General features: G+C 62.1%; 15 protein-coding genes. 5 read left to right on the top strand and 10 right to left on the bottom strand.

Annotated elements, in window-relative coordinates:
- Positions 1 to 6: 6 nt before the first annotated feature.
- The 3 genes from ACK8OE_RS14785 to ACK8OE_RS14775 all read left to right on the top strand — a co-directional run bounded on the left by ACK8OE_RS14785 (position 7) and on the right by ACK8OE_RS14775 (position 4,893).
- The gene (locus ACK8OE_RS14785) at positions 7 to 1,101 is read left to right on the top strand and encodes a LacI family DNA-binding transcriptional regulator (protein WP_410273154.1); all 1,095 of its coding nucleotides are present in this window, start codon (positions 7 to 9) and stop codon (positions 1,099 to 1,101) included.
- Between the two features lie 13 nt (positions 1,102 to 1,114).
- Complete coding sequence (locus tag ACK8OE_RS14780; protein ID WP_410273153.1) at positions 1,115 to 2,827, top strand: glycosyl hydrolase family 28-related protein; 1,713 nt, start codon at positions 1,115 to 1,117, stop codon at positions 2,825 to 2,827.
- Between the two features lie 239 nt (positions 2,828 to 3,066).
- A complete protein-coding gene (locus ACK8OE_RS14775) occupies positions 3,067 to 4,893 on the top strand; it encodes a methyl-accepting chemotaxis protein (RefSeq protein WP_410273152.1) in 1,827 nt (608 codons plus the stop codon).
- A 2-nt stretch (positions 4,894 to 4,895) separates the two neighbouring features.
- Here the strand turns inward: ACK8OE_RS14775 and ACK8OE_RS14770 are convergent, their stop codons facing one another.
- Together ACK8OE_RS14770 and ACK8OE_RS14765 are read right to left on the bottom strand one after the other, a co-directional pair.
- Positions 4,896 to 7,094 carry a putative inorganic carbon transporter subunit DabA gene (locus ACK8OE_RS14770; RefSeq protein WP_410273151.1) on the bottom strand — a complete coding sequence of 733 codons (2,199 nt, stop codon included), beginning with the start codon at positions 7,092 to 7,094 and terminating at the stop codon, positions 4,896 to 4,898.
- On the bottom strand, positions 7,091 to 8,557 hold the full coding sequence (locus tag ACK8OE_RS14765; RefSeq protein WP_410273150.1) for a proton-conducting transporter membrane subunit: 1,467 nt from the start codon (positions 8,555 to 8,557) through the stop codon (positions 7,091 to 7,093). Before ACK8OE_RS14765 ends, ACK8OE_RS14770 begins: the two co-directional genes overlap by 4 nt.
- Positions 8,558 to 8,652: 95 nt before the next feature.
- Between ACK8OE_RS14765 and ACK8OE_RS14760 the strand changes: the two genes are divergently transcribed.
- Positions 8,653 to 9,516, top strand: coding sequence for a LysR family transcriptional regulator (locus ACK8OE_RS14760; protein ID WP_410273149.1), 864 nt, complete (start codon positions 8,653 to 8,655; stop codon positions 9,514 to 9,516).
- 208 nt (positions 9,517 to 9,724) lie between these two features.
- Positions 9,725 to 10,579: a hypothetical protein gene (locus ACK8OE_RS14755; protein ID WP_410273148.1), complete on the top strand. Its 855-nt coding sequence runs from the start codon at positions 9,725 to 9,727 to the stop codon at positions 10,577 to 10,579.
- Positions 10,580 to 10,602: 23 nt separating this feature from the next.
- On the opposite strand, the gene ACK8OE_RS14750 is transcribed toward ACK8OE_RS14755, so the two are convergent.
- The 8 genes from ACK8OE_RS14750 to ACK8OE_RS14715 form a co-directional block, all read right to left on the bottom strand.
- Complete coding sequence (locus ACK8OE_RS14750) at positions 10,603 to 11,439, bottom strand: DeoR/GlpR family DNA-binding transcription regulator (protein WP_410273147.1); 837 nt, start codon at positions 11,437 to 11,439, stop codon at positions 10,603 to 10,605.
- A gap of 19 nt (positions 11,440 to 11,458) precedes the next feature.
- Positions 11,459 to 12,775, bottom strand: coding sequence for a BNR repeat-containing protein (locus ACK8OE_RS14745; protein ID WP_410273146.1), 1,317 nt, complete (start codon positions 12,773 to 12,775; stop codon positions 11,459 to 11,461).
- Positions 12,776 to 12,845: 70 nt separating this feature from the next.
- The gene (locus ACK8OE_RS14740) at positions 12,846 to 15,791 is read right to left on the bottom strand and encodes a TonB-dependent receptor (RefSeq protein WP_410273145.1); all 2,946 of its coding nucleotides are present in this window, start codon (positions 15,789 to 15,791) and stop codon (positions 12,846 to 12,848) included.
- Positions 15,792 to 15,934: 143 nt separating this feature from the next.
- Positions 15,935 to 19,066 carry a TonB-dependent receptor gene (locus ACK8OE_RS14735; RefSeq protein ID WP_410273144.1) on the bottom strand — a complete coding sequence of 1,044 codons (3,132 nt, stop codon included), beginning with the start codon at positions 19,064 to 19,066 and terminating at the stop codon, positions 15,935 to 15,937.
- An 83-nt stretch (positions 19,067 to 19,149) separates the two neighbouring features.
- Complete coding sequence (locus ACK8OE_RS14730) at positions 19,150 to 20,103, bottom strand: FecR family protein (protein WP_410273143.1); 954 nt, start codon at positions 20,101 to 20,103, stop codon at positions 19,150 to 19,152.
- Positions 20,090 to 20,683 (bottom strand): RNA polymerase sigma factor, encoded by a 594-nt coding sequence (locus tag ACK8OE_RS14725; protein WP_410273142.1) that lies wholly within the window; start codon positions 20,681 to 20,683, stop codon positions 20,090 to 20,092. The genes ACK8OE_RS14730 and ACK8OE_RS14725 overlap by 14 nt, the downstream gene beginning before the upstream one ends.
- Before the next feature lie 161 nt (positions 20,684 to 20,844).
- The gene (locus ACK8OE_RS14720; protein ID WP_410273141.1) at positions 20,845 to 21,288 is read right to left on the bottom strand and encodes a heme-binding protein; all 444 of its coding nucleotides are present in this window, start codon (positions 21,286 to 21,288) and stop codon (positions 20,845 to 20,847) included.
- A gap of 90 nt (positions 21,289 to 21,378) precedes the next feature.
- Positions 21,379 to 24,237 (bottom strand): TonB-dependent receptor, encoded by a 2,859-nt coding sequence (locus ACK8OE_RS14715; RefSeq protein ID WP_410273140.1) that lies wholly within the window; start codon positions 24,235 to 24,237, stop codon positions 21,379 to 21,381.
- Between the last annotated feature and the right edge of the window lie 189 nt (positions 24,238 to 24,426).

The following is a 24,426-nucleotide window of genomic DNA, read 5'->3' as shown; positions in this document are numbered from 1 at the left end:
ACCAGCGTGGACGACACCAAACGGACCCCGGCCCCCAAGGACCGCAACGCGGCCCCCCTTGGCCCCTCTGTGCGCAAGCCGGGGTCAGCCCTGACCATTACCGATGTCGCCGAATTTGCCGGAGTCTCGAAAAAGACGGTCAGCCGCGTGCTCAATCGCGAACCGATGAAGGCCACCACGCGGGCGAAGGTCGAGGCCGCGATCGAGACCCTGGGCTTTGTGCCCAATGCGCAGGCCCGCGCGCTGGCCTTTCGCAAGAATTTTGTGATCGTATTGTTCATCCACGACTCGACCTCGCCCATGGCCATGACGTTTCAGCGCGGCGTCCTGTCGGCCATTGGCGACAGCGAGCTGGCTCTGGCGGTGCGGCCGGTCAACCGCGAGTCGCCGGAGCTTCTGAGCGAGATCGAGACCTTTCTGGCGCGTCAGAAGCCAATGGGGGCCATCTTCCTGCCGCCCCTGTCCGAGCGCGACGATATCGGTGAGATGTGCCAGAGGCTGAACGTCAAATATGTGCGCGTCGGCTCGGCTCAGCTCGATATGATGTCGCGCAGCGTCTGGTCGAACGACCGCGAGGCGGTGATGGGCGCGGTGCGCGATATCGTGGCCCTCGGTCACACGCGCATCGGCTTTGTGCGCGGCCCCAAAGGCTTTTTGTCGGCGCGGGAGCGCGAAGCGGGCTTTCGTCAGGCACTCGTCTCCGCCGGGCTCACGCCGGATGAGACGCTGTTTGCCGACGGACGCTACACGTTCGACTCTGGCCTTGCCGCCGGTCAGGCCCTGCTCAGCCTGCCACAACCGCCCAGCGTGATTTTCGCCAGCAATGATTCCATGGCCGCCGGCGTGGTGCGGGCGGCGCATGAAAAAGGGCTGAGGTTGCCGCACGACCTGTCGATTGTCGGCTTTGACGATGGACCGGTCGCTGTGCAGCTCTGGCCCTCCCTGACCACGGTCCACTGGCCCGTGATCGAGATGGGTGTGCTGGCCGTGCACAAGCTGGTCCCCGAAACCCTGCCGGCGGGCGAAGACCCCGCGGCCCTGCCCTCCATGGTCGCCTCGTCACTGATCCGGCGAGAATCTCTGGACGCACCCGTCCGATGAAAGGAATACCGCCATGCCTGACACGCCCTCCCGCCGCGACACGCTGCGCCATCTGTCTGTCCTTGCGGTGGCGGGCCTGACGGGCATGGGGCTGTCGGGTGAGGCCCTGTCACGGACGCCATTTACGCGTACCCACACCCTGCCCTCTCTGAAGGGGCTGCCCGACTATTCCTACGCGGGTTACGGCTTCGGCGTGGCGGCGATCCCATCTGAGCCGGGCACGGTCATCGACGTCAAAAGCTTCGGCGCGAAGGGCGACGGTGAGACCGACGATTCGCGCGCCGTGCGTGAGGCGCTGGCAGCCGCACACAAGGTCGAAGGCAAGGTGACGCTGCGCTTTCCGGCCGGACGCTTCGTCCTGACCGAGGTGCTGCGCATCGAACGCAGCGATTTTGTCTTTGAAGGCGCCGGGCACGACGATCAAGGCACCACCCTCTACTTTCCGCGCCCGCTGCGTCTCGTGGACGAAACCCAGACCCTGAAAGAACTGCGCGAATATATCCGCAAGGAAAACAAGCGGCAGGTCGAAAAGGACCGCAATATCGACTACTGGTTCAGCGAATATAGCTGGAGCGAAGGCTTTATCCGGGTGGGCATTCCCGGCGTGCGCTACGCCGAGTACCTGCCCGAATACGACACGCCGCCGGACATCGTGACGGCCGGGGTTTCGGGCAGCAAATGGACGCGACACCTGGAGGTGGCCGACGCTTCGGGCATCACCCCCGGTCAGATTATTCAAATCCAGTGGTATGCCGACAAGGGCCGCGACAGCGCCATCCTGCGCTCGCTCTATGGCAACACCACGCGCACCCTGGGGCAGCGCCACTACGACAATCCGGCGCGCGCCCTGATCAGCCAGACCACCCGCGTCGTCTCGGTCAAGGGCACGCGGCTGGAGCTGGGCGATCCGCTATTGCACGCCGTCTCGGCGGCGCAACCGGCGCGCCTTGTGCGCAAGGCCTTTCTGACCGATGTCGGCATTCAGGGCCTGCGCATCGAATTTCCCGACGCGCCCGCCTTCGGCCACCATCTGGAAGAAGGCTATAATGCCATCGCGCTCAATGAGATGTTTGACGGCTGGGTGCGCGACGTCACCATCCATAATGCCGATTCCGGCATCCTGACCTATGACAGCGCCAGCCTGACCCTCAGCGGCATAGCGACGACCGGGGCGCGCGAAGCCCACTATTCGGTGCACGTCGGCAATGCCCACAATGTGCTGGTGAAGGACGTTCTGGTCGCCAATCCGGTCGTCCACCCCTTGAGCGTCAATACACAGGCGACGCGCGCCGTCTATTCGCGCGCCGTCGTCCTGACGCGCGGCCTGATCGATCAGCACGCCGGCGCCAACCATGAGAACCTGTTTGACGCCGTGCGTCTGCACATCCGCCCTAAAAAGGAGGGCGGCCAAGGGAGCGGGATGTGGGTGCATGACACCTGGGCCGGCGGCGGTGCCCCCTACTGGCAGCCCAATCACGGCCTGCACAACACGACGTGGAACCTCGAAGTGGTGATCGAAGGCGGCGCACCCTGGGACGCCGAAGTCACCTTACGCGGCCTCAAACAGGGAATCGGCGAAAACGTCATCGGCGTCTATGGCAACCGCCGCCTGAGCGTGATCTATCCCGACGCCGCGCGGATTGAGGGCGTCAATGTCTGCATCGACTCTGCCCCCTCCCTATACGATCATCAACTGGCGCAGCGACAGGCCTTGCGCAAACGCTGAGCCACAGAGCACGCCAAAAGCGAATTTTTGATACCGGTCACAAATTTACCCCTACAACCTATACAATTTATAAGTTTGTTAACAACGTTTTGCGAATCTTGTTATTCAATTATTGCACCTAATGAGTAACCGGGGTGAACATGCGCCAGCGTCTTGCCAACCTGCCTCTGGCAGGGAAGTTTTCGCTTATTGTGATTGCTATGGCGATACCGCTATCACTTATGACAGGTCTTTTCGTGATGAGCGAAAAGTCTATGATTGAATTCACAAAATCAGAAATTAAAGGCCTGAGCTATATCCGCCCCCTCTGGGCAGCCCATACAGAGGGCAAGGGCCTGAGCCTGGAGGAGGCGCCAGCCTTCACACTGACGGCTGATTTTGAAGCCGCACGCACAAAACTGAAATCAGCCACACAGCCCGATCCGCACCTGGTTTCCACCCTCATTACGCGTGCAGCCGATGCGAGCAATCTGACCCTCGATCCCGAAGTTGACACCTACTATCTCCAGTCGAATGCCACCTTTGTCCTGCCGGAGATGATAGCCCTAAGTGACGATCTCTCGCAGGCGGTAAACCGCCTCACCACGCCTCCGAATACCTCAGACCTGATTGCTTTTGAAATCGCTGGCGCAAAGCTGGATGCCGCGAATGAGGCGGCAGTCTTTAACCTGTCATCGGCAGTGTCCGGAACCAAAAGCGATCAACTGGCGCCCGCCCTGATGGCTCCGCGTCAGCGTCTTGAAGACGCAACCCGCACCCTGTCCTCTGCCCGTCAGGCCATATCCGGGCGCCTGCGTCTGGGCCTGCCCGTTGAGCCGTCACAAATGGCGCAGTTCAGCGAAGCTCAGGCCCGGTTTCGTGAGGCGGTTACGCAGCTTTGGCAGGTCACGGCCAGTGAGCTTGAGCGCCTTCTGCTGGCACGCATACAATCGTTGATGAATGAGCTCATTGCCATGCTGAGCCTTGCAGGCGTGGTGGTCCTGCTCTCCGTAGGTCTGGCCATCTATGTTGCCCGGCTGATGTCTTCGCAACTGGTGGCGCTGTCACGGGTCATGGGCCAGCTGGCGGAGGATAACCTTACCTCTGACGTCACTGCCACCGCACAGAAAGACGAAGTCGGCACCATGGCCCGCGCGATCCTCGCTTTCAAGCAGGTGATGATCGAGCGCAGAGCCTTGCAGAGCGAGCAGGAGGCCGCACGCGCGGCGCGTCAGGCGCGCCTCGACTTTGAACGCGAACTGATCGACGGGTTCCGCACCAAGATGGCAGTAATGGCCAGCGATCTGGTGCGTTCTTCCGAAGAAATGTCAGCGGCGGCCCAGACGCTTTCAGCCTCAGCCGAAGAGACCACCCGTCAGGCCTCAGCCGTCAATGAAGCGGCCTGCAGCGCCTCCGGCAATGTGCAGACCGTGGCGGCGGCAACCGAAGAGATGAGCGCCGCCGTTATGGAAATTTCGGGTCAGGTCCGTCAGACCACCTCCGCCTCGAAAGACGCTGCCACGATCGCGCAGAACAGTCAGGCAGAGATACGCGCACTGGCTACCGCCGCGGCGGGCATTGGTGAGGTCGTCAGCCTGATCAGCAACATCGCCAGTCAAACCAATCTTCTGGCGCTCAATGCCACCATAGAATCGGCGCGCGCCGGAGACGCCGGCAAAGGCTTTGCCGTGGTGGCGACCGAGGTAAAGGCGCTCGCCAATCAGACGGCAATGGCCACGGATGACATTTCACGACGCATAGAAGGGATACAGGCGGCGACCAACGCCTGCCTGAACGCCATTACTGAAATCGCGGCGCGCATTGACGACGTGGCCGACCGCACAGGTGCGGTTGCGGCTGCGGTCGAGCAGCAGGGCATGGCCACACAGGAAATCGCTTCCAACACGCATGAGGCCGCCACGCGCACCCTGTCAGTAACCGAGAACATATTTGGCGTTGAACGCGCCGCAGAATCTACCGGCGCCGCGTCTGTACAACTCCTGGGCCTCGCTCAGCACCTCACTCAGCAAGCCGAAACCCTCGATTCAGAATTCCAGTCTTTTGTGCGCGCACTGGCTGCCGCCTGAAATCACTCCCATCCTGCCGCGGTACGATGTTGCACCGTCTGAGCTTCGTCGTCCGTGGCGAACAGGTGAATCCAGCCGTTTTCGACCAGATCGCGCAGGGCGGCGTGGCGGCTCAGGACGCCATCAATCGCCTCGGTCGGGGCGGCGATGACGACCGACAAACGCAACGCCTCGTGGCGGAAGGTCTGACCATCGAAGACGGATTGCAGCGGCAGACCCAGTCTCAGATCACCGCCATTGCCTTCCAGCACGCCCAGATTGCCGCCTACCACATTGTGCAGCACCTTATTGCCTGCCCCGAACACCTCCGGCGCCACGGTCGAGGCAAAATATTGCAGGTTGATCCAGCTTGCGACAATCACCGGCGCGGTCAGTATCTGCTCTAATACGGCAAACCCTTCGTCGTTTCGCCAATCGTAGGAATGCAGAAACACCCGTCCACCGAGATCCTTGCCGCGCGTTAGCTGACGCGGCGCGGCGATGAAACCGGCACAACCGGCCAGGGCCCATTCCGGCCGCACCTGAGACGGATCAGCGGCCCGGCGGCGAAAAGCCTTCAGGGTCGGGGCCTCGTTCAGGGTCGGCGCGCGCACCTGCCGCATCCTCTCGCCCGCCCGCAGCGTGGCGGCCTTGAACGCCTCGACTTCCGCGCTGAGGTGCGCCGGGATCAGGCCCTCATCAAGCAGGCACAGCTCATCGGTCGTGGTGTTGTGGACCGCCCCGGCAAACCAGACATCGGGGCTAAGCTCGATAGCTTTTTCGGTTTTCAACAGACGCCGCACCTCCGGGTGATTGAGCATCAGGGCGGCGGCGCGCGCATTGACCGCGCCGCTGCGGCCGCCACAGGCCCCACAGTGCAGGCCCGCCGCGTGCGGATTGTTCAGCGACTCGCCTTCGTGCCCGACCAGCACGACCAGATTGGCGTTCGGTTGGGTCAACCCTGCCCCTTTCAGCAGACCCGCCGCCATGTCCGCCTGCTGAGCGAGGGGCATAGACAGGGTGATCTCGGTGGCCGCCCGCCGGGCTTGCGGTTCTTTGGCAAACAGGGTCGCGGCCAGAGACTGCGTTGAGGCCAGTCCGAAACTTTCGACATAGCCAAAGGCCGACGCGCCGGTGCGTTTCAGACCCTCGACGGCCGTTTTGAGCGCGGACTCTCTAACCGTCTCAGAGGGCACGGCTTCGCAGACCAGCGCACCGGGCCGCAGGAGCGGCGGGCAGGCGGGCTGGCGGCGGCCATCGGTCATTTCAACGGCGATGGGCAGACCGAAAAAACCGGCAAAGCCCAGGGTCTCAATGCGCGGCCCGGCCTGTTCCAACGCATGGCGGTACAGTTCCGAACGCACGTCGATGCAGAAGACGGCCTGCGCCAGTGGCGCCGGGGCAGGCGCAGCGGCGCGGCGCAGGCTGTCGAACAGACCCTCCCGCCAGCGGGTTTCCCGCGCCTCCAGCGGCGACACGTCGGGCAAAACGTCCGCACGTGGAGCGCACAACGCGCGCCGCCAGTTCATGAGCGTCGTCTCATCCTTGAACGACCTTGCCGCCAGCACATCCCACGCCAGCCGGATAACCAGCAGATCGCGCAGGCCCTCATCCATGTGCCCGTCAAGCTGGGCCTCCCAGTCACGGTGTCGCACCCACGCGGCCCAGCCGCCGACCGTGCAGATCAGCCGTTCCAGATATGTGGTCTCGGCCTCAGCGGGCAAATTCAGGGCGCTCAGCAGGACTTCGGCCGCCACCACGGCGTCCGTCGGCAGGGCCGCGACCTGCGCGCGGAACCCTTTGAGGCCAAAGATTTCAGGGGCGCGGTCGTGCAGGGCTTCGGCCCGCCAGGCGGCAAAGGGCGTTTCACCCTGCCACGGATTGCCCCAGACGGCCTGCCCCTGATCGTAGAAGCCCGCCGTCCACTGCGAAATCCGCCCCGTCACGAAGTCGCTCAGCGGTTTCTGCAGCGCCTTGCCGAAGGCATCGCTGAGCGTCTCGACCGGCGACGGCAGGGCGGCATCGGGCAGCAGGTGCGCGCCGTGGCTGCGGGCGACGTCAAGCGCGGCCTGCGCAAAATCGACGCCGCTGCGGGCCATGAAGGGGTTGACCGCGACAAAGCTTCTCAGCGGCCATTGCGGTGACACGCGGCGCACAATCGCCTTTAACCGCGTGTCCAGTGCCTGTTCTGTCGTAGGAAAGAGCGACGTAAAAGCGTTCATGGCTGAGCACTCCGGTTAAGCCAGGTATTGATGTAGAAGCCGTTTTTCAGATGGACATAGAGGGCCATCACCGGCGGCCAGCGCGGCGCGCTCAAGGCCAGCCACTGCCCGATGCACAGGATCACCATGCCCGCGACGGTCACCGTGGCCAGCAGCGGCGAAACACTGAGGGATGTCTCACCCAGCAGCCGCTCGATCACGCCGTGACCCAAGAGGGCCAGCGCCACCATGCCCGCCGTGACGACGGTCAGGATCAGCGGGCGGCGCACTTCAAGCACGGTGACCACCCCCATGGCAGCCAGAAGCGTAACCAGCAGGCTGGCCGACAGGGTGCCAGTGGCCAGAAGCGTCAGGCTAAGGCCCGCAAGGGCGGCCAACGGGAAAAGGGCGGCGACCGAACGCTCCTGAACCGGCTTTTTGTCACTGAGCGTGCCGGCGCTGAGGAAGGCATTGGCCTTGTAGGCGGCATGGGCAAGGATGTGGAACAGGGCCGCTCCGAAGGCCCCCAGCGCGCATTGCAGCAGCATAAAGCCCATCTGCGCTACGGTGGACCAGGCCAGTGCGGCCTTGACGCTGTTTTGCGCCATCATGGCCAGCGAACCCACGATGATCGAGCCCAGAGCCAGAAGGACCAGAAGCCCTTGCGCGAGGGGGCTCTGCATCAGCACGTCCGAAAAGCGCAGGAGGAGGACGCCGCCGGCATTGACCACACCGGCGTGCAGAAGGGCCGAGACCGGCGTCGGCGTTTCCATCACCTCGATCAGCCAGCCGTGCACCGGGAACTGCGCCGATTTTAGAACGGCCGCGACGACCAGCAGCAGCGCAACCAACGTGACATCAAAGGGGGCCGCAGCGGGCAGACGCGCGGCGATGTCGGCCATGTCGAGGCTGCCCGTTATGCGGTAGAGGCAGAGGAAGGCGAGCAACAGAGCCGCGTCGCTGAGACGGGCCAGAAGGAACTTCTTGTGGGCCGCCAGCCTGGCCGCCGGGCGATCGGGATAGAAGACCAGCAGCTTATGCAGGGTGAGCGACATCGCCACCCAGCCGAGCGCGAAGGTCAGGAGGTTCGCCGACAGCACAAAGAGGATCACGGTAGCGAGCGTCAGGTGCAGCCCGCCAAGAAAGGCGCCCTGCCGCGCATCGCCATCGAGATAGTTCTGCGAAAAGCGCAGCACCGCCCCGCCGACCAGCGTCACCATGGCCACCAGTGCCGCGCCCGTGGCGTCGAACCGCAGGCCGAGCCACTGGGTCTCCGGAGGAGCAGCACCGCTGATCCACACGATAACCAGATAAACAAGGGCGATCAGACCGACCGCGAACCCGGCCAGAGACAGGCCGGTGGACAGACGGCGCAGGTTTCGCAGGCCAACAACCCGCACGCCCACAGCCCCTATGGCCACATGGAACAGAGCAAGACCAACACAAAGACCGAGACAGAGCCCGGCAAGTAGCGCAACCGACATGGTGAAAACTCCCGTTCGCTTGCTGATACGGGTTCAAAATCAATATAAAAAATTCAAAGATTGAATTATTTTGTTCGATTAATTAGAACGAACCCATGGCCAGCCTGAATTTCAAACATCTGCGCTATTTCTGGGCCGTGGCTCACGAAGGGCATCTGACGCGCGCCGCCGAGGCCTGCAATGTGTCGCAATCGGCCCTGTCGGTTCAGATTCAGGCACTGGAGGCGCAACTGGGGCACGCCCTGTTTGAACGGCGCGGGCGGCAGATGATCCTGACCGAGGCCGGGCGCGTGGCGCTCGACTATGCCGACACGATTTTCGCGGCCGGTGATGAACTGATCGGCACACTGGAAAACCGTGGGCGGGCGCGGCAAGTGCTACGCATCGGCGCGCTGGCCACGCTGTCACGCAATTTTCAGATGCAGTTTCTGAAACCCCTGATGGCGCGCACCGATGTCGATATCGTGCTGCGGTCAGGGGCTCTGAGCGAGCTTCTGGAGGGGCTTCAGGCGCTGGAACTCGACGTGGTTCTGGCCAATATGGCCCCCGCACGCGATCATCTTAACCCGTTGATATCGCACCGTATCGCTGACCAGACGGTGAGCCTGATAGGCGCGCCGCAACGGATGCGCGACGGGGCGGACCTGCGCGCGTACCTAAGCGAAGCCCCGCTGATCCTGCCCGGCCATTCGAGCAGCATCCGCGCCGGTTTCGACGCCATGATCAACCGGCTGAGTCTGCGTCCGGTGATTGCCGCCGAAATCGACGACATGGCCATGATGCGCCTTCTGGCCCGCGAAGGGTTCGGGCTGGCCATCGTTCCGCCCATCGTCGTGCGCGATGAATTACAGAGCGGTCTTCTGGCCGAATTTGCCGCCCTGCCCGACCTGCGCGAAACCTTTTATGCGGTAACCATTGAACGCCGTTTCCCCAACCCGTTGCTGGCCGCCCTGCTATAGGTTTGCCCGCCTGGATCATTATGATTTCTGGTAGAAACATAATGATCCAGCTTTTGTTTTGCCCCCCGCCGGGTACGGGCTCCGCCACCTTGGCCGCCGCCTCAAGCCGCGCTTCCTAAAATCCGAAACTTAAGTCGCGACGTACCAAGGGCACATCGCGATGATTGAACGTGCGTTTTGGATAGACCTCTAACCTTATGGAATTCTTATGAAAACGCTTGCACTCACCCTGCTTTGCGCGCCCGCACTTGCGTCCTTGTCTCTGGCATCTGTGGCCCATGCCGGGCCCGTAGAGTCCGGCCGCTGGGCCGTTAACGGCAGCATCGGGACCGAAGTTCCGGTTTCCGGCGATGTCCACGGCGGCACGACCACGGGTCAGATCCCGCTGGCCACCATTGCCTCACTGCGCGATCCCGGTGCCCCGGCCCTGCCTGCCGCCCTGACCGCCACCGGCAATGCCGGTCAACTGCGCATTCAGTCGCGCGGTTTCGATGATATCTATGACAACGCCACTGCGCTGAGTTTCGAAGCCACCTATGGTATAGGTGATGGCCGCGAGTTGTTCGGCAGCTTCGACTATGTAAAGGCCGATGAAGGCTCGACCCAGGTCGGCACCGCCGCCGTGGTCAATGGCTCAAACACCGTGGCCGAAGTACCGGTCTATGGCCGCTTTGGCGAATACAAGGGCATGGGCGTCTCGGTCGGCGCGCGCCAGTGGTTCAATGAAGGCGGCACATTTGAACCCTTTATTGCCGGACGCATTGGCGTCAGCAAGATCGACGAAATCCGCGCCACCTTCACCATCCCGGACCTGACCATCAATCAGTCTCTGCGCAATGTCCCCTTTTATGACGACACGACGATCCTGACCGCCGGCGTTGAGGCGGGCATTAGCTACAAGATGTCAGAAAACGTCTCCCTGATCGCGGAAACGGGCCTGCGCTATTACGGCAAGCTGGACGGTAACGACAGCGCCATAGGCGGTCTGGGTCTCGCTTCGATTAATGAGGAAGGCAATCGTCTTGTGGTGCCGGTAACACTGAAACTGCGCGCTGTGTTCTGAGGAAAGCGTTTGATGAGAAAGCGTCAGGGTCTGGGACCGATCGGTTCCGGACCCGACGCCAGCGGGGCCCTGATCACACGGATAGCCTCTGCATTGAGCCAGGCCACGGCCTGATCAGAGACCTGATCATCGGTGATAACGACGTCGATATCGCAAAGAGGACACACCGCCAGTACGCCGCTGCGGTCAATTTTGGCAGACTCCGCCAGAAGAATGACGGTTTCAGCCTGCGCCACAAGCCGGCGGTCGGATTGCACCCGCAAGGGATCGGTCTGCATCACGCCCTTACGCGACAGGGCCTGACACCCCAGAAACAGCGTGCTGGCACCAAACCGCGTTGAGAAAGGGGGCGCATCCTCAGCGGGAGGCGGCAGGCCTGTGCGGCCATCGGTCTCATAAGGTGTCAGCATGACCTGTTGTTCGCGGAAAACCTCGCCGCCCGCCAGCCGCACCCGGACCTGCGACTTGTCAAACAGGCTCAGCAGGACCGGGATCGAAGCGGTCAGCACCTGACACGGCCTGTCCCCCATCTGTTCGGCCATAAGCGCGACGGTCGCCCCGCCGGCGAGGATAATACGGTCATGCGGTTCAATGAATGCCAGAGCCACCTGAGCGATGGCGCGGCGCGCGGCGAGGTTTATCGGCGGATGGCGCTCAGGGTCCGGGGCGGCCTGAGCCAGGCGGCGGGGCACGGCCCCTCCCTTCACGCGCATCAGATGACCCGCATTGTGCAGCTCCATCAGGTCGCGGTGGATCGTCGTCCGGGACACGGCCAGATGGCTCGCCAGTTCCTCTATGGTCGTGATACGACTGGGCCGCAGCAGGGCGGCAATAGCGCGCCGCCGGTCAATCGCATACATCCTCAACCCCCTTATGAATCTAAGGCTGCGTGTCGGTCAGCAGGATCAGGTCGGACGGCTCCGGAATACGCGCTTGCGGCAGGTCGCGATTGGGCGGCAAAGCCTGCCAGACCAGCGTATAGACGCGCCCGTCCGGGCCGGTCGTATGGGCCGTCTGCACGCGGGTGACATCCGTGACCCCGATCCGCGCCGCCGCGCGGGCATTGAGGCTTTCGACCTTGCGCTCCTCGATCAGCTTCAGGGTCGCCGCATCGACCACAAACGCCAGCGCCTGCCCCAACCGCGTCACCGGCACGATCAGTTGACCCTTGGGGCCGGGGCGCGCGCCTTCGACAAACAGTTCGCTGTTCAGCGAGCCCCCGCCTTTGAAGTCCCAGCGGTAGTTGGTCCAGGCGCTGATCTGTTGGCGGTTCCACGTCTTGCCTTCGCGGCGCGCCAGCCAGATCTGCGTGTTCCCGGCGGCGTCGTATTTATGGTAGGTGATGGTCACGCGCTTGTCGGCATCGAAGCCGATCACGGTGTTGTTGTTGATCATGCCGCCTTTGACCGGCACCGGATCGACGATTTCCGCGTCCTTCAGCCGGATCGGCAGCGGCAGCGGCGACCCATCGGCCTTTTCCCAGTGGATCAGGTCGCGGCTACACGCATAGGACAGGTCGTGATTGGTCTCGGCCATCGGCGAGTCGCGCCACACCCAGGTGATGTGAAACCAGCCGTCGGGCCCTGACACCGGGCCAACGAAATAGGCGTTGCGCTGCCCTTCACCATCGACCAGCGGGGCCGAGGTCAGGGCCGACCAGCGCCCGGCGGCGGCATCATAGACATTATAGACTTCGTTGCCGCGGCCGCTGGAGCCATCGCGGTATTTATAGACCAGCCGCCCGTCGCCATCGTGCAGGAAGATGGGATAGGTCATGTGAGCTTCGCGCGTCGCCTCTACCATGACCGGCACGCGTTTCAGGGTGCGCACATCGCCAGAGGGGTCGCTGCGAAAATAGGTCAGGGGATCGACGTGCATATTGCCCGCCACGTGCAGCGCCCCTGCGGGGTCGAGCGCCATGGCGATATAGTTATGGCTGTCCCAGCCGAGCCAGGTATCCACCTTATGATAGACCCAGTGCGCCGGGTTGTTCAGCGGGCGCTGCGCCACGGTCAGTTGCCGGTTGGCGTCGTAATAGGCGACGTACAGATGCGTCTTCGACACCGCCATGGCAAAGCGCGCGCTATGGCCCGACCAGACGCGATCAATCGCTTCGGGCGGGGCCGAAGGCGGCGTCTGGGCGATCGCCGTCGTCGCGAGCAAAGCACTCAGGAGAAGGGTGGATAAGGCACGCATAAGGCAACGGTCCTGTGTGTGAAGGCTGTATCAGGAACGGGGCCGCCCTGAGACGGCCCCGTCACTTGGGTTAAAAAGTAGCCCGTACGCTGACCTGGAAGGTCCGCCCGTCATAATCGACGCGACGCACCTTACGCTCATCGCCCTCAAACTCTGTGCGTTTTTCGTCGGTCAGGTTGAAAGCATCCAGACCGACGGTGATACGGCTGCTGAGGTTATAGGAGGCCGACAGGTCAAACTGTCCGCGCGCCTTGACCGAGCGGGCCGCACCGGCAAAGGTGCCGCCGGCCGCCAGATCATAGACATCGCGGTAGTTATAGACGGCGCGCACACCAAACTGATCCGTCTCATAGAAAACGATCAGGTTGGCGGCGTTTCGCGACACACCCGGCAGGACGGCCGAAGCGCCATTGACCGTCTTGCCATTGACGTCGGCGTAGGAATAGTTGAACGCGCCGCCCAGCTTGTCAAACGGGGCCGGCAGGAAGTCGAGGTTTTGCTGAATGGTCAGTTCGGCCCCGGTCACTTCCAGCGGCGTCGGTGAGTTGATCGCTCCATCGACATTGATCTGCGCCCGCGTACCCGCCGGGGTGTTCAGCGAGCTGTAGCAGAGGTCGCCATTCACCGACCACGTGCCCAGCCCCAGACCATAGCCATCCGCCGGGCAGAGGAAGGCATCGCGGGTTTCGGCCTGAATCTGACCCTTAATCTCCTTCTTGTAGAGGGCGAGCCCGATCAGACCATTGCGGCGATTATACCATTCAAAGGACACGTCGTAGGAGTTGGAGGTATAGGGTTCGATCTCCACGCGCCCAAGGGCGATATTATAACCATCGACCGTCGGCGTGACCGTCGTTGAAATGGGGGAAATGTCACGGGGATTGGGGCGCACAAAGGTTTTGTAAGCGCCCAGGCGCACCACAAAGTTTTCAGCGACATCAGCGGCCAGAAGCAGGGACGGCAGCGTATTGCTATATTCCGTTTCCCGCTCGTTCAGCTTGAAGGTCGCCGTCAGGCCGCTGCCGGTCCGATCCAGCGAGGTGATCTTCTGCTTGGTGTTCTCCTGACGCACGCCCACATGGCCGCGCAGGCGGATGCCGAGCACCTCGGTATCGACCTTACCCATCAGATAGGCCACATTGACATCATCCGACTTGGTGAAGTTATTGCCCGTGAAATTGCCATCCGCCGGGTCATTGACCCAGCCACCATTGGTCAGGCGCTGACCCGGCAGCAGGGTCACCGGTTGCAGGCGCGACACGGCATAGTCGAAATCGACCGTCTGCCAGTTCTTCAGATAGCCATCGGCCTTGCCGCCGAAAAAGTCATCGGCAAAGGCGCTGCGGACCACAAAGCGGCTGTCGATATTCTGGCTCTGCACGCCGACGGCGCTGGCGCGGTAGCCGGTCGATGAGTATTCGCTGGCTTCCGAACGCAAACCGAACTGCACGCTGGACAGCCAGGACGACTCCACAAAGCGCTCGATATCGGCCTGAACCGTGCGGACCGAGTTCTTGGCGGCGGAATCGCTGCCGGCCACAATGAAGCGGTTCAGATTGCCGTTGACCAGTTCCGGACCGGAAGGCGGCGTATTGGGGCTGGCCCACGGACCGGACGTATCGGTGACCAGAGGGGTGGTCTGGTTGAAGGCCAGGCGGAAGGCTTCGATGTCGGCGCCGCCGCTGAACAGGCTGCCTGTCAGGCCGTTACCCACCCCTGACGTCCCCAGCGGCTTGGCCGGGTTGCGCACGTCCAGCTGGCTTTGGTACGCAAAGTTTTCCGCCTCCGAATAGCCGAAGGCCCCGTTGATGCGCCACGTCTTGTTGCGGAACTCCGCCGACAGATGCACCCCGTTGGTCATCTGCTTGAACGATTCCTTGCGATAGGAGGCGTAAACGCGCGGATTGGTAAACTTGTACTGATCAACATAGTAACGTCCGTCTGCCTGCTGATACGGCGTGATGGTCGGGTCGATAATGGTATTGGCGTCCCGGAAGTCGATATCGAGAATGTCGGTGCCGGTCAGCGGCATGTCGCGGTTGCTGTAGAAATAGGTGCCGTTGACGCGCAGATTGTCATTGACCTTGTATTCGCCGCCGATGACGCCGGTGAGAAGCTCACCTTCGTTGTATTTGACACCCTGACGGATATCCGAGGGCAGAAGGACGCCGGTTTTCGACTTGGCGCCCGTGCCGCCTGCGGCACAGACATTACCGGCCGCGCACGATCCGTTGGCTTCAAACGGCGCGTAGTAGTCGGCGAAACGGCTGGCAAAGCCCGGCGTCGTGGTCGCCGAAAGCGTCGTATATTGCGGGAAATGGAGAGAGTCGCGGCGGAAGTTTTCCTTGCGATAGGCGATGGTGCCGAACACAGCGAGGCGGTCATTGAGGAAATGCTGCGTGCCCCCCAGCGTGACCGACGGCGTCACATAGTCGCCGAGCGTGTTGTATTCGGTGCTCACCTTGGCAAAGGCGCCGTCCTTACGGCTGAGCGCCGGTTGGATCTGAAGGTCGATATTGCCGCTGATGCCGCCCGACTGGTCCGCCGCCGACACCGACTTGATAACCGAGATGGCGCTGAAAATATCCGAGTTGAACGCCCCCAGAGGCGCGGCCCCGCCCAGCACCGGCGAGGCAAAATTCATCCCGTTCAGCGTAATCTTGGCATAGCTGCCTGGCAGGCCACGCAGGTTGATCGAGGCATTGCGCGAATCCTCTTCGCGATTGACCTGAATGCCGGGGATACGTTGCAGGGCTTCACCGACGTTGAGATCCGGGAAACGGCCCAGACCGTCTGACGAAATACTGTCCGAAACCCCGACCGCCGAGCGCTTCATACGCAGCGCGTCGGCATAGCTCTTGCGAAAGCCCGTGACCACGACCGTTTCCGTCTGATCCTTGGGGGCAGAGGCCGTCGGGGATGTTGCCTCCTGCGCAAATGCCGGGGCTGTCACCAGGGCGAACAGGCTGACCGAGGCGCACAGCGCCGCGCCCGCCCGGGGGCTGACCTTTTTCATGAGTATTTCCTCGTCTGGGTTATAAATTGTCTGAAAAAGAGGCACGGGTCCCCTTTCTGACTGTCCCAACGAGTGGCTCTAAAAATTCCGCCAAAAATTTTTGACAAAAATGACAGAAAGTAAAAAGGCCTGACCAAAAAGGTTTAAAACGGCGCGCGCACATTCAGGCTGAGGGTGCGCCCGTCATAATCATTGACGCGCGGCAGGCGCGGATCGCTCTGAAACTGTGACCGCCGCGCATCGCTCAGATTAAAGGCATCAAGTGAAACGGTAAAACCAGACTTCAGGCGATAGGAGGCCGAGGCATCGACCTGCCCGCGCGACTTGACACGGCTGGACGAGCCGAAAAAGGTGTTGACCCCGGCAAGGGTATATTCGTCGCGATAATTATAGACGACGCGCACCCCAAATCGCGGCGTTTCATAATAGCCGATCAGATTGTAGGTCCGTTCGGAAACGCCGGGCAGCACCGAACGAGTGCCATCGGCGACGCGACCGGCCACGCGCGTATAGGCCAGATTGGCCACACCCCCCAAATACCGCCACGCGCCCGGCAGGAAGTCGAAGGTTTGCTGCACGCTCAGTTCAAGACCATCGACGGTGAGCGGGCTGTCCTGATTGAAATTGCCGCTGGCGGTTATGACGGCGGGCTGTCCGTTCACGAACTGATCACTCAGGCATTGCCCCCCTTCAATGCGCAGATGCCCCAGACCAAAGGCGGTGGCATCCGCCGGACACAGGCGCTCCAGCCGCCATTCCGGCGCGATCAGATTGGTGATCCGTTTGCGAAACAGGGCCAGCGAGACCAGACTGCCGGGCCTGTTATACCATTCCAGCGACAGGTCCTGCGCGTCGGACGTATAGGGTCTGAGGTCATAGCCGCCATAGACGATCGCATAGCCATTGGACGTCGCCGAAACACTGGTGGCCGGGCTGAGATTTCGGGGCTGCGGCCGCGAAAACGTCTTATAGGCCGCAAGACGCAGCACCAGATCGTCGCGCAACCCGGCGCGAACCTGTACGGAGGGCAGCCACTGGCTGTGAGTCTGGGTAAAGGTGGCGGGCTGATAGCCCACCTCACCGGTTCGGCGCTCCTGACGATTGAGCGTCATGATGACCTGCTGCGTTGCCTCATGGCGCGTGCCCCACAACAGGGTCAGCGGCAGGGCAGATACGCGGCTCTGGAACTCACCCTGAATAAAGACCGCCCGCGTCTCGGTGGCGACGGTGAAATTGTTCGAGGCGTAGTAGGTGTTGTAGGGATCGTTGATCCAGCCGGTGGGATTGAGCTGATCTGCGGGTGACACTTGCAGTGGCCGCAGTCGCGCGGCCGTGTGGGCAAAGTCCACCTGACGAAAGCCGGTGAGATGGCCGGGGGCCACGCCACCGAAGAAGTCGCTGATGCCGCTGTCGCCCAGCAGGCTGTCGTCAATCGCGTCCACACGAATGCCCTTGGCGCTTGTGCGGTAGCCTTCGGAGGCAAACACCGTGCGTTCAAAGCGCACGCCGCCGCTGAGGGCTTCCAGCCCGGCAACACCGATCCGCTGCCGCGCATCGAACTGCACGGCATCGAGACGGTTATCAGCGTAGCCGGAGCTGCCCGACACCACGATCTGATCACCCTGCGCGTTCTGGTGAAAGGAGGCATTGGCGGGGCCAAGCCATTGCCACGGACCCGGCGTTACGACGATCGCCGCACTGTTTAGCGACAGGCGGTAATCGGCGATATCGGGGCCACCCGACTGAAGCGTGCCGCGCAACCCGTTGTCAGGCCGCGCCGCGGTGCGCCAGTCGATCTGCGTCTGCTCATAGACATTGCGGCCGCGTGAGGTGACCAGCGTCCCCGTCAGGGTCGTGCGTTGCGAAGCCCATGCCACACGGCTGTCCACGCTCCACGCCTGTTGCCGGGCCGGTTCAGAGCGCGAGGAAAGATTGACCTGCGGCGTGGCGAAGCTGAACTGATCGACATAGGCCGTGCCACCGGGCAACCGCGCGACGCCCACCTGAGGCACGACCTGACCGCCCTTGGGCCGCAGGTCGATTTCGACCAGCTCCAGATGATTTTCGTCAAGGCGGCGCTGCGTAAAAAAACCGCTGATCCCGAAGGTCAGGCGACCGCGCCGGTATTGCGCCCCCAGCGCCGTCGAAAACAGCCGGCCGCTGTTGTAGCGCGTGACCTGCCGGATATCCGACGGAAACAGCACGCCGGATTGCCCGAGACGGCCCGTGCCGACCTGACTGCACACGTGTCCTGAGCGACAGGTGCCATCGGCGGCATAGGGCGCGTAGTAGTCTGCGTAAAGACCGGCAAAATCGGCGGTGTTTTCGCTTAAGGGCGTGTACTGAAAGACGATGGAATCGCGCCGGAAGCGTTCGCGCTTATAGGCCAGAGTGGCGTAAAGCCCCAAAGCCTCGCTCAGGCGGGCATTATAGCCAAGACTGAACGCCGGTGTCAGGCTTTTGCCGAGATCGTTATATTCCCACGATACCCGGGCCTGTCCGCCGGGCTTGCGGCTGAGTGCGGGCTGAATCTCCAGATCCATATTTCCGCTCAGGCCGCCGGAGGCATCGCCCGGCCCCAGGGTTTTTACGACCCTGATCGACGTAAAAATGTCGGAATGAAAGGCCCCCAGCGGGGTCGAACTGTCCAGCACAGGATCGGCAAAGGCCTGCCCGTTAATGGTGATGCGGGCATAGGTGCCGGGCAGCCCCCGCAGATTGATCGTTGCCGATCGCGCATCGGCCTCGCGATTGATCTGCACGCCGGTGATCCTCTGCGCCGCCTCACCAATATTGAGATCGGGAAACCGCCCCAGACCGTCCGACGAGATGGCATCCGAAACACCCACCGCCGTGCGCTTGATCTGCACGGCGTCGGCATAGCTGCGCCGGAAGCCGGTGACCACGATCAGGGCAGGGGGCGTCTCGACAACGGGCTCCGGCACGGGCGCTGAAATCGCCTGCCGCACGATCAGAGCCGTCTCGCTGCCCTTGCGCCGCAGGGTGAGCGGCGTCCCGGCCAACAGGCGCGCCAGCGCCGTTTCGGGGGCCATTTTGCCGCGCACAGCGGGGGTTTCGATCCCGTCAAGGTCGCTGCTATTGGCCAGAATTTGCCAGCCAGACTGCCGGGCAAAGCGCATGACGGACTCAGGCGCCGGCCCCGCCGGTATATCAAAAGGCTTTTCCTGAGCCTGAACCTGGGCCTGCACCGCGGACACGCTGACGCCCAGCCACAGAAGACTGGCCGACACTCCCGATTTGCAAAAGGGGACCATCCTGCGGTGCCCTCACCCGTCGTTTGTTATTATGGCCGCAACGATAGAGCACCGGTCGTTTTTCCACAATCCGGGAGAGGTGTCTAATCCGGACGGCGGCCAATATCGATGCGGTCCGCCGATACGCTGACGGGCACCCCCATCAACTCATGCACGTTTTCAGCAAACTTTTCCGGTTGGCTGAGCCCATACTGACCCACCAGCTTGCGCGACGACAGGGCCGGGTCGGCAATATAGATCTTGGTGCGGTTATAGCGATTGAATTCCTCTGCCGCCTCGGCCAGCGACTGATTGGCCAGAACGATACGGCCGTCGCGCCACGCCAGCTTGCGCGACACCTCAGACGGGTCTGAGCGCACGGACACGGCGTTCTGAGCGATGTGCCCCGCCTCGCCCGCCCTCAGCCTTGTGGACGTGCCGTTCTCGGTGACTTCCACCACCCCCTCGGTGACGAGCACCTCCGCCCCCTCGCCGCGCAAGCGGACGCTGAAGGCTGTGCCGACCGCACGCACGGAGACGGAACCGGCAGTGACGACAAACGGGCGTTGAGGGTTTTTGGCGACCTGAAACAGCGCCTCCCCCTTCACCAGCGTCACCTGACGCCGCTCTGGCGTCATCCTCACCTCTATGCGGCTGTCGCTGTTCAGACTGACCAGCGAGCGGTCTTCGAGCGGATGGTTGCTGATTTCGCCCAGACCGGTCTCAAGAACAAGCGTTGCCACCGGTGTCTGGAATGCCCGCAATCCGACAAAGGCCGCCGCCGCACAGGCGGCGATCGCCCCGCCCATGACCAGACGCCGATCGGGACGCCAGCCGCTTCGTTTCGCTGCGACCGGTAAGACCATCGGTGGCGTGAGGTCGGTGTCCGTCGCGGCCTGATCCAGTCGCTGCCACAGGGCCTGTGCGCGCAAATACGCCCCCTGTTCGCGCGGACCCCGGTCGTACCAGTCGTTAAACGCCTGCTGAAGCTCGTCGTTCAGCGGACCCGACGCCTGTCGCACCACCCAGTCGAGGGCCTGTTCGTCAATACGGGACATGGTCGGCGGTCTCAGGGTCAGACGGTTGCCCGCTGGCGCTTGCTGACAGTCCGGGGCGAGCGTCAGGTCCCTGCGCCACCAGAGCGGAAATCATCCGCATCCCCTTCATGGTTTCCTTTTCGACGATGTTCTCCGACAGGCCCAGACGCGCCGCCGTTTCGGCCTGCGACAGGCCCTGCACTTTTCGCAGACGGAATACGTCCTGACAGCGACCCGGCAGGCTGGCGATAACCCCCAGCGCCCAGCGCAATTCAGACCGCAGGGCGGTCACCCGCTCGGGTCCGGGCTGCGTGTCGGCGATCAGTTCGTCCATATTGGGCATCGCGCCAATCTTTACAATCTGGTCGCGGCGGACCTGGTCGATAATGAGGTTGCGCGCGGTCTGGAACAGATAGCCGCGCGGGTCATGGATATGGTCGGTTGACGTCAGTTTCAGCAAACGAAAATAGACGTCCTGAATAAGGTCGTCCAGATCCTCCGCACTGCGGCAGAAGCGTCGGACCTTGGTCCGCAGCTCGGCCTCATAGGGGAGAATCTCGGAACTCACCCAGGAGACGATTTCCGGGTCAGCCCCGCGCATAGCGGTGGCTCCTGTGATGTCCAACGGGCGGGGTAAATATTTCCGCCGTCAAATCCGCACACGCCCCCATTATTTTCACGTCCCGCTCAGGCCGCAGGGTAAAACGGCAGGTCTGCGGCGTAAACGCAACCGCATTGGGAATGGTGACATAATACCCCCGCCTACTCAAGGGGCACCGCGGCCACGGCGGCCCGCGCGCAGGTGTCGGCCAGCCCATGATCGGTATCGGCAACGGCCAGACCGCCGACCAGCCGACCGCCCTTGTACAGCGGCAGGGAACCGCCATGCGCATTATACTGGTCCGCATGGGCGGCGATAAAGGCCGCAAAATCGCTGTCGGTTTTTTCGCGCTGTTCCAGCTCGGCTCCGGAGGCGGCGTATTTTACCGCCGTCGCCGCCTTGCGCGGGGCCGCCACGGGGGCCTTTGGTGAACCGTCGGCGCGCAGGATGACAACGGGAACGCCCTGCGCATCGACAACCGCTGCGCTCACCGCCGCCCCGCGGGACTCGCAGGCCCCTAGGGCAGCCCTGGCCAGATCCATAGACCGGGACAGGGGCAGGTCAGGCACAACTGCTGACGAACTCAGGAGCGCAAAAACAATCATGAGAGTCTCACTCAGGCGTGACGCAACGGGACAAAAGCACACACAAAAGGCAGAGCCCGCCGTAGAAGACGCCGGGCCCTGCCCCTCTCCTTAAAACTTGCCGCGTATACCGAGCTTCACCGTACGGCCATCATACTTGGCATAGTCCAGCCGCGTATCCTTGCCATCGCCGAAGCGGCCCGACACGTCTTCGAAATAGTCATAGCCAAGTGTGTCAGACAGGTTGAGAACATCAAGCCGCACTTCGAGATTTTCGCTGATCTTGTAGCTGATATTACCGTCAAGATAGCCGGCACCGGCGTGCCAGCGTTGGAGGTCCGATCCATTCGGACCGGTTTCAATGATGTTACGGTCCTTGTAATTGTAGGTCAGGCGGATCCCCAGCGGACCCTGCTCGTAATAGCCGGTGAGGCTGTAGGAATACTCAGGGATGGTGTTGACGTTCAGCGTGCGGCCATCCGTCGTGCGGTAGTCATAGCCGCTGGAATTGACGTGGGTGTAGCTGGCCAGCGCCCCCAACCCGTCCCACGGGGCGGGCAGGAAGTTGAAGCTTTGCTGGTAGGCCAGTTCATAGCCATCCAGCTCGATGGTGCCCGCATTGTAATAGGTCGCCAGCGTAATCAGCAGATTGGGGTCCACCTTGCCATTGGCGTCGTAATAGATATTGGCCAGCGATGTGTCGGGCAGGCCCAGACTGCCAAACGTCACCTGAGTCGTCTGCGAAACCGTGGTGTCCACCAGCTTCTTTTTGAAGAAGCCCGCGCTGACGAGGCTGCCGCGACCAAAATACCATTCCAGACCCGTATCCCAGTTGGTCGAAATCTGCGGCTTAAGGCCCGGATTCCCCGAGGTGGCGTAGGTATTGTAGATATTGGGGATGACCGTTTGCGCGGCGATCAGGGAGAGCGAGGCGCGGGTGATGGTCTTGCCCCACGAGCCGCGCCAGATCAGCTTGTCGCTCAGATCATAGGCGAAGCTGACCGAGGGCGTGGTGTTGTCATAGCTGCTGGTTTCCTGATTGGGCAGGTAGGTATTATTGGCACCCGTCTTCTTGTAATTGTCGATCGTGGTATCCGTCTGGGAATAGCGCACACCGGCATTGACGCGCAGCGTGCGCTCAAAGACCTGTCCTTCGAAATCGGATTGCAGGAAGGCGGAGGTGATCGCCTCTTCAGCCGTGAAGCTGGTCGAGAGATCAATCGGCGAGTCCAGAGCCGCGCCGATGGGGTTGAGTATTCCCACCGTGTAGCCGCGCGAGAAGGTCGCCCAGGCGTTCGGATAATTGTCACCGATGACGAGATTGTCGAGCGGCACCGAGCGCAGCATGGCCGCGCGCAAACCGGCCGCACCCACCGCATTGAGACGCGCCGTCGCCAGCGCCGTGCCATTGCGCTTGGTTTTCTGCTTGGTGGTGCGCGTATATACCAGCCCCCCCTTCAGGTGACCCGTCCAGCCGGCCGGCAGCTTGTAATCCCAATCCGCAATCAGACGCCCGTTCAGTTCCTTGTCCACTTCGCGGTTCCAGTCGAGCGCGGTGGAGAAGTCCTCAAAATTGGCGGGGTTGGTAAAGTCGGTGCCCGGCGCACTCAGCCCCGGATACACATGGTCGCCGCCATAGGTGATGGTGGTGGTCACGCCATAAATATTGGAGACGATGCGTTTGTTGTCGTAACGGGCACCGCTGCGCGACGTGCCAATCTGACCGGTCAGCTTCAGGGTGTCGCTGACATCGTATTTGCCATTCAGCGAGACATAGCCGAACTTGGTTTCGGAATCATAGAAATAGCTTTCCCCCAGATAGGAGGTGTTGCCAAACGTGCCTTCGAGCAGGTTGCTGCCCTTATCGAGCGTCACATTGATCGGCACCAGTCCGTTATGCCCGCTCGTTCCCGGACGCGCGGGCATATTGGTGGTGCGGGTATTGCGGATAGGCAGGCCGAAGGTGAACTCGTCGCGCTCGTCCGTCAGGTGGGAAAAGAGGAAGTCGAGGCTGAGGTCCAGTTTGTCGCGCTTGTACTGCACCGAAGACACGAAGCCGGTACGCGAGCGGTCATTCTGCGCGCCGTAGTAGCGGTAAAAGCGCGGCAAATAGCCATTGTCGATGACTGTGCGGTTGGGAAGCATGGCCGCCGCGCGCGGGTCATCCCAGTCCAGACCAAAGGTGAAAGGCCCGTTCATCGAACCCAGCGTGCCGCCATAGTTGAACGGGTTATTCGCCCGATAGTTGGAGTTATAGCCGCCCGTGGCCTCGAACCCCGACTTCATATTGACGCTGTTAGAATGCGCCACACCCAACAGAAAGCCCCAGTCGCCCCAGGTTTGTGAATAGAGGCCAAACACATTGGGATCGAGGTGCTGCGAGGCGGTGTTGTACGACGCAATAGCCGAATAGCGCAGATTGCGGCGCCCGCCATTGTCGAAGGGACGCGGCGTTTGCAGATCGACCACGCCGCCAATCCCCCCCTCTTCCAGTTCGGCCAGCGGTGTCTTGTAAAAATCCACGCGGCCAAACAGTTCCGAGGCGAACACATCGTAGTTGAAAGAGCGGGAGGAACCGCCGGCGCTCGATGAGGAGGTGGTGCGCACCGGCGCGCCATTAATCGTCGTCACGGCATATTCGGAACCCAGACCGCGGATCGAAATGCGCTGGCCTTCGTTGGACGCCCCGTCGCGTTGCAGATAGACACCCGGTATCCGTTGCAGCGCTTCGGCCACATTGGCTTCCGGAAACTTGCCGATATCTTCTGCGACGATCGAGTCGCGCGTCACAATGGCTTGCTTCTTGAGGTTCAGTGATTTTTGCAGCGATGAGCGAAACCCGGTAACGATGACCTCGGTGACCTCGTTAGAGGCTGTGGCCGATGACGGCGCTTCCTGAGCCCAGACGGCTGATGTGACGCCGAACCCCATAGTCAGGATGGTCGTCAGTAAAAGAGACTGTTTAGTCATGGCGATGCTCCCCGTGTCGGCGCGCGGCCGCACAAATCCTTCGCGTCTGGCACGACGCGTTGCGACAAAGTCGCTTGTTGTTGTGATCATTGAGGTGTGGCGGTCCTTTAGCCGGAAGCCGGTTCCCACCTTGAAGTCGATTTCATATTTTCTACCCCGTTCACTAGATCATTATGATTTCTGGTGGAA

This window comes from Asticcacaulis sp. W401b, assembly GCF_046503825.1.
Lineage (GTDB): Bacteria > Pseudomonadota > Alphaproteobacteria > Caulobacterales > Caulobacteraceae > Asticcacaulis.
The sequence above is the reverse complement of the archived record's forward strand: the minus strand, read 5'-3'. Positions and strand labels throughout refer to the sequence as shown.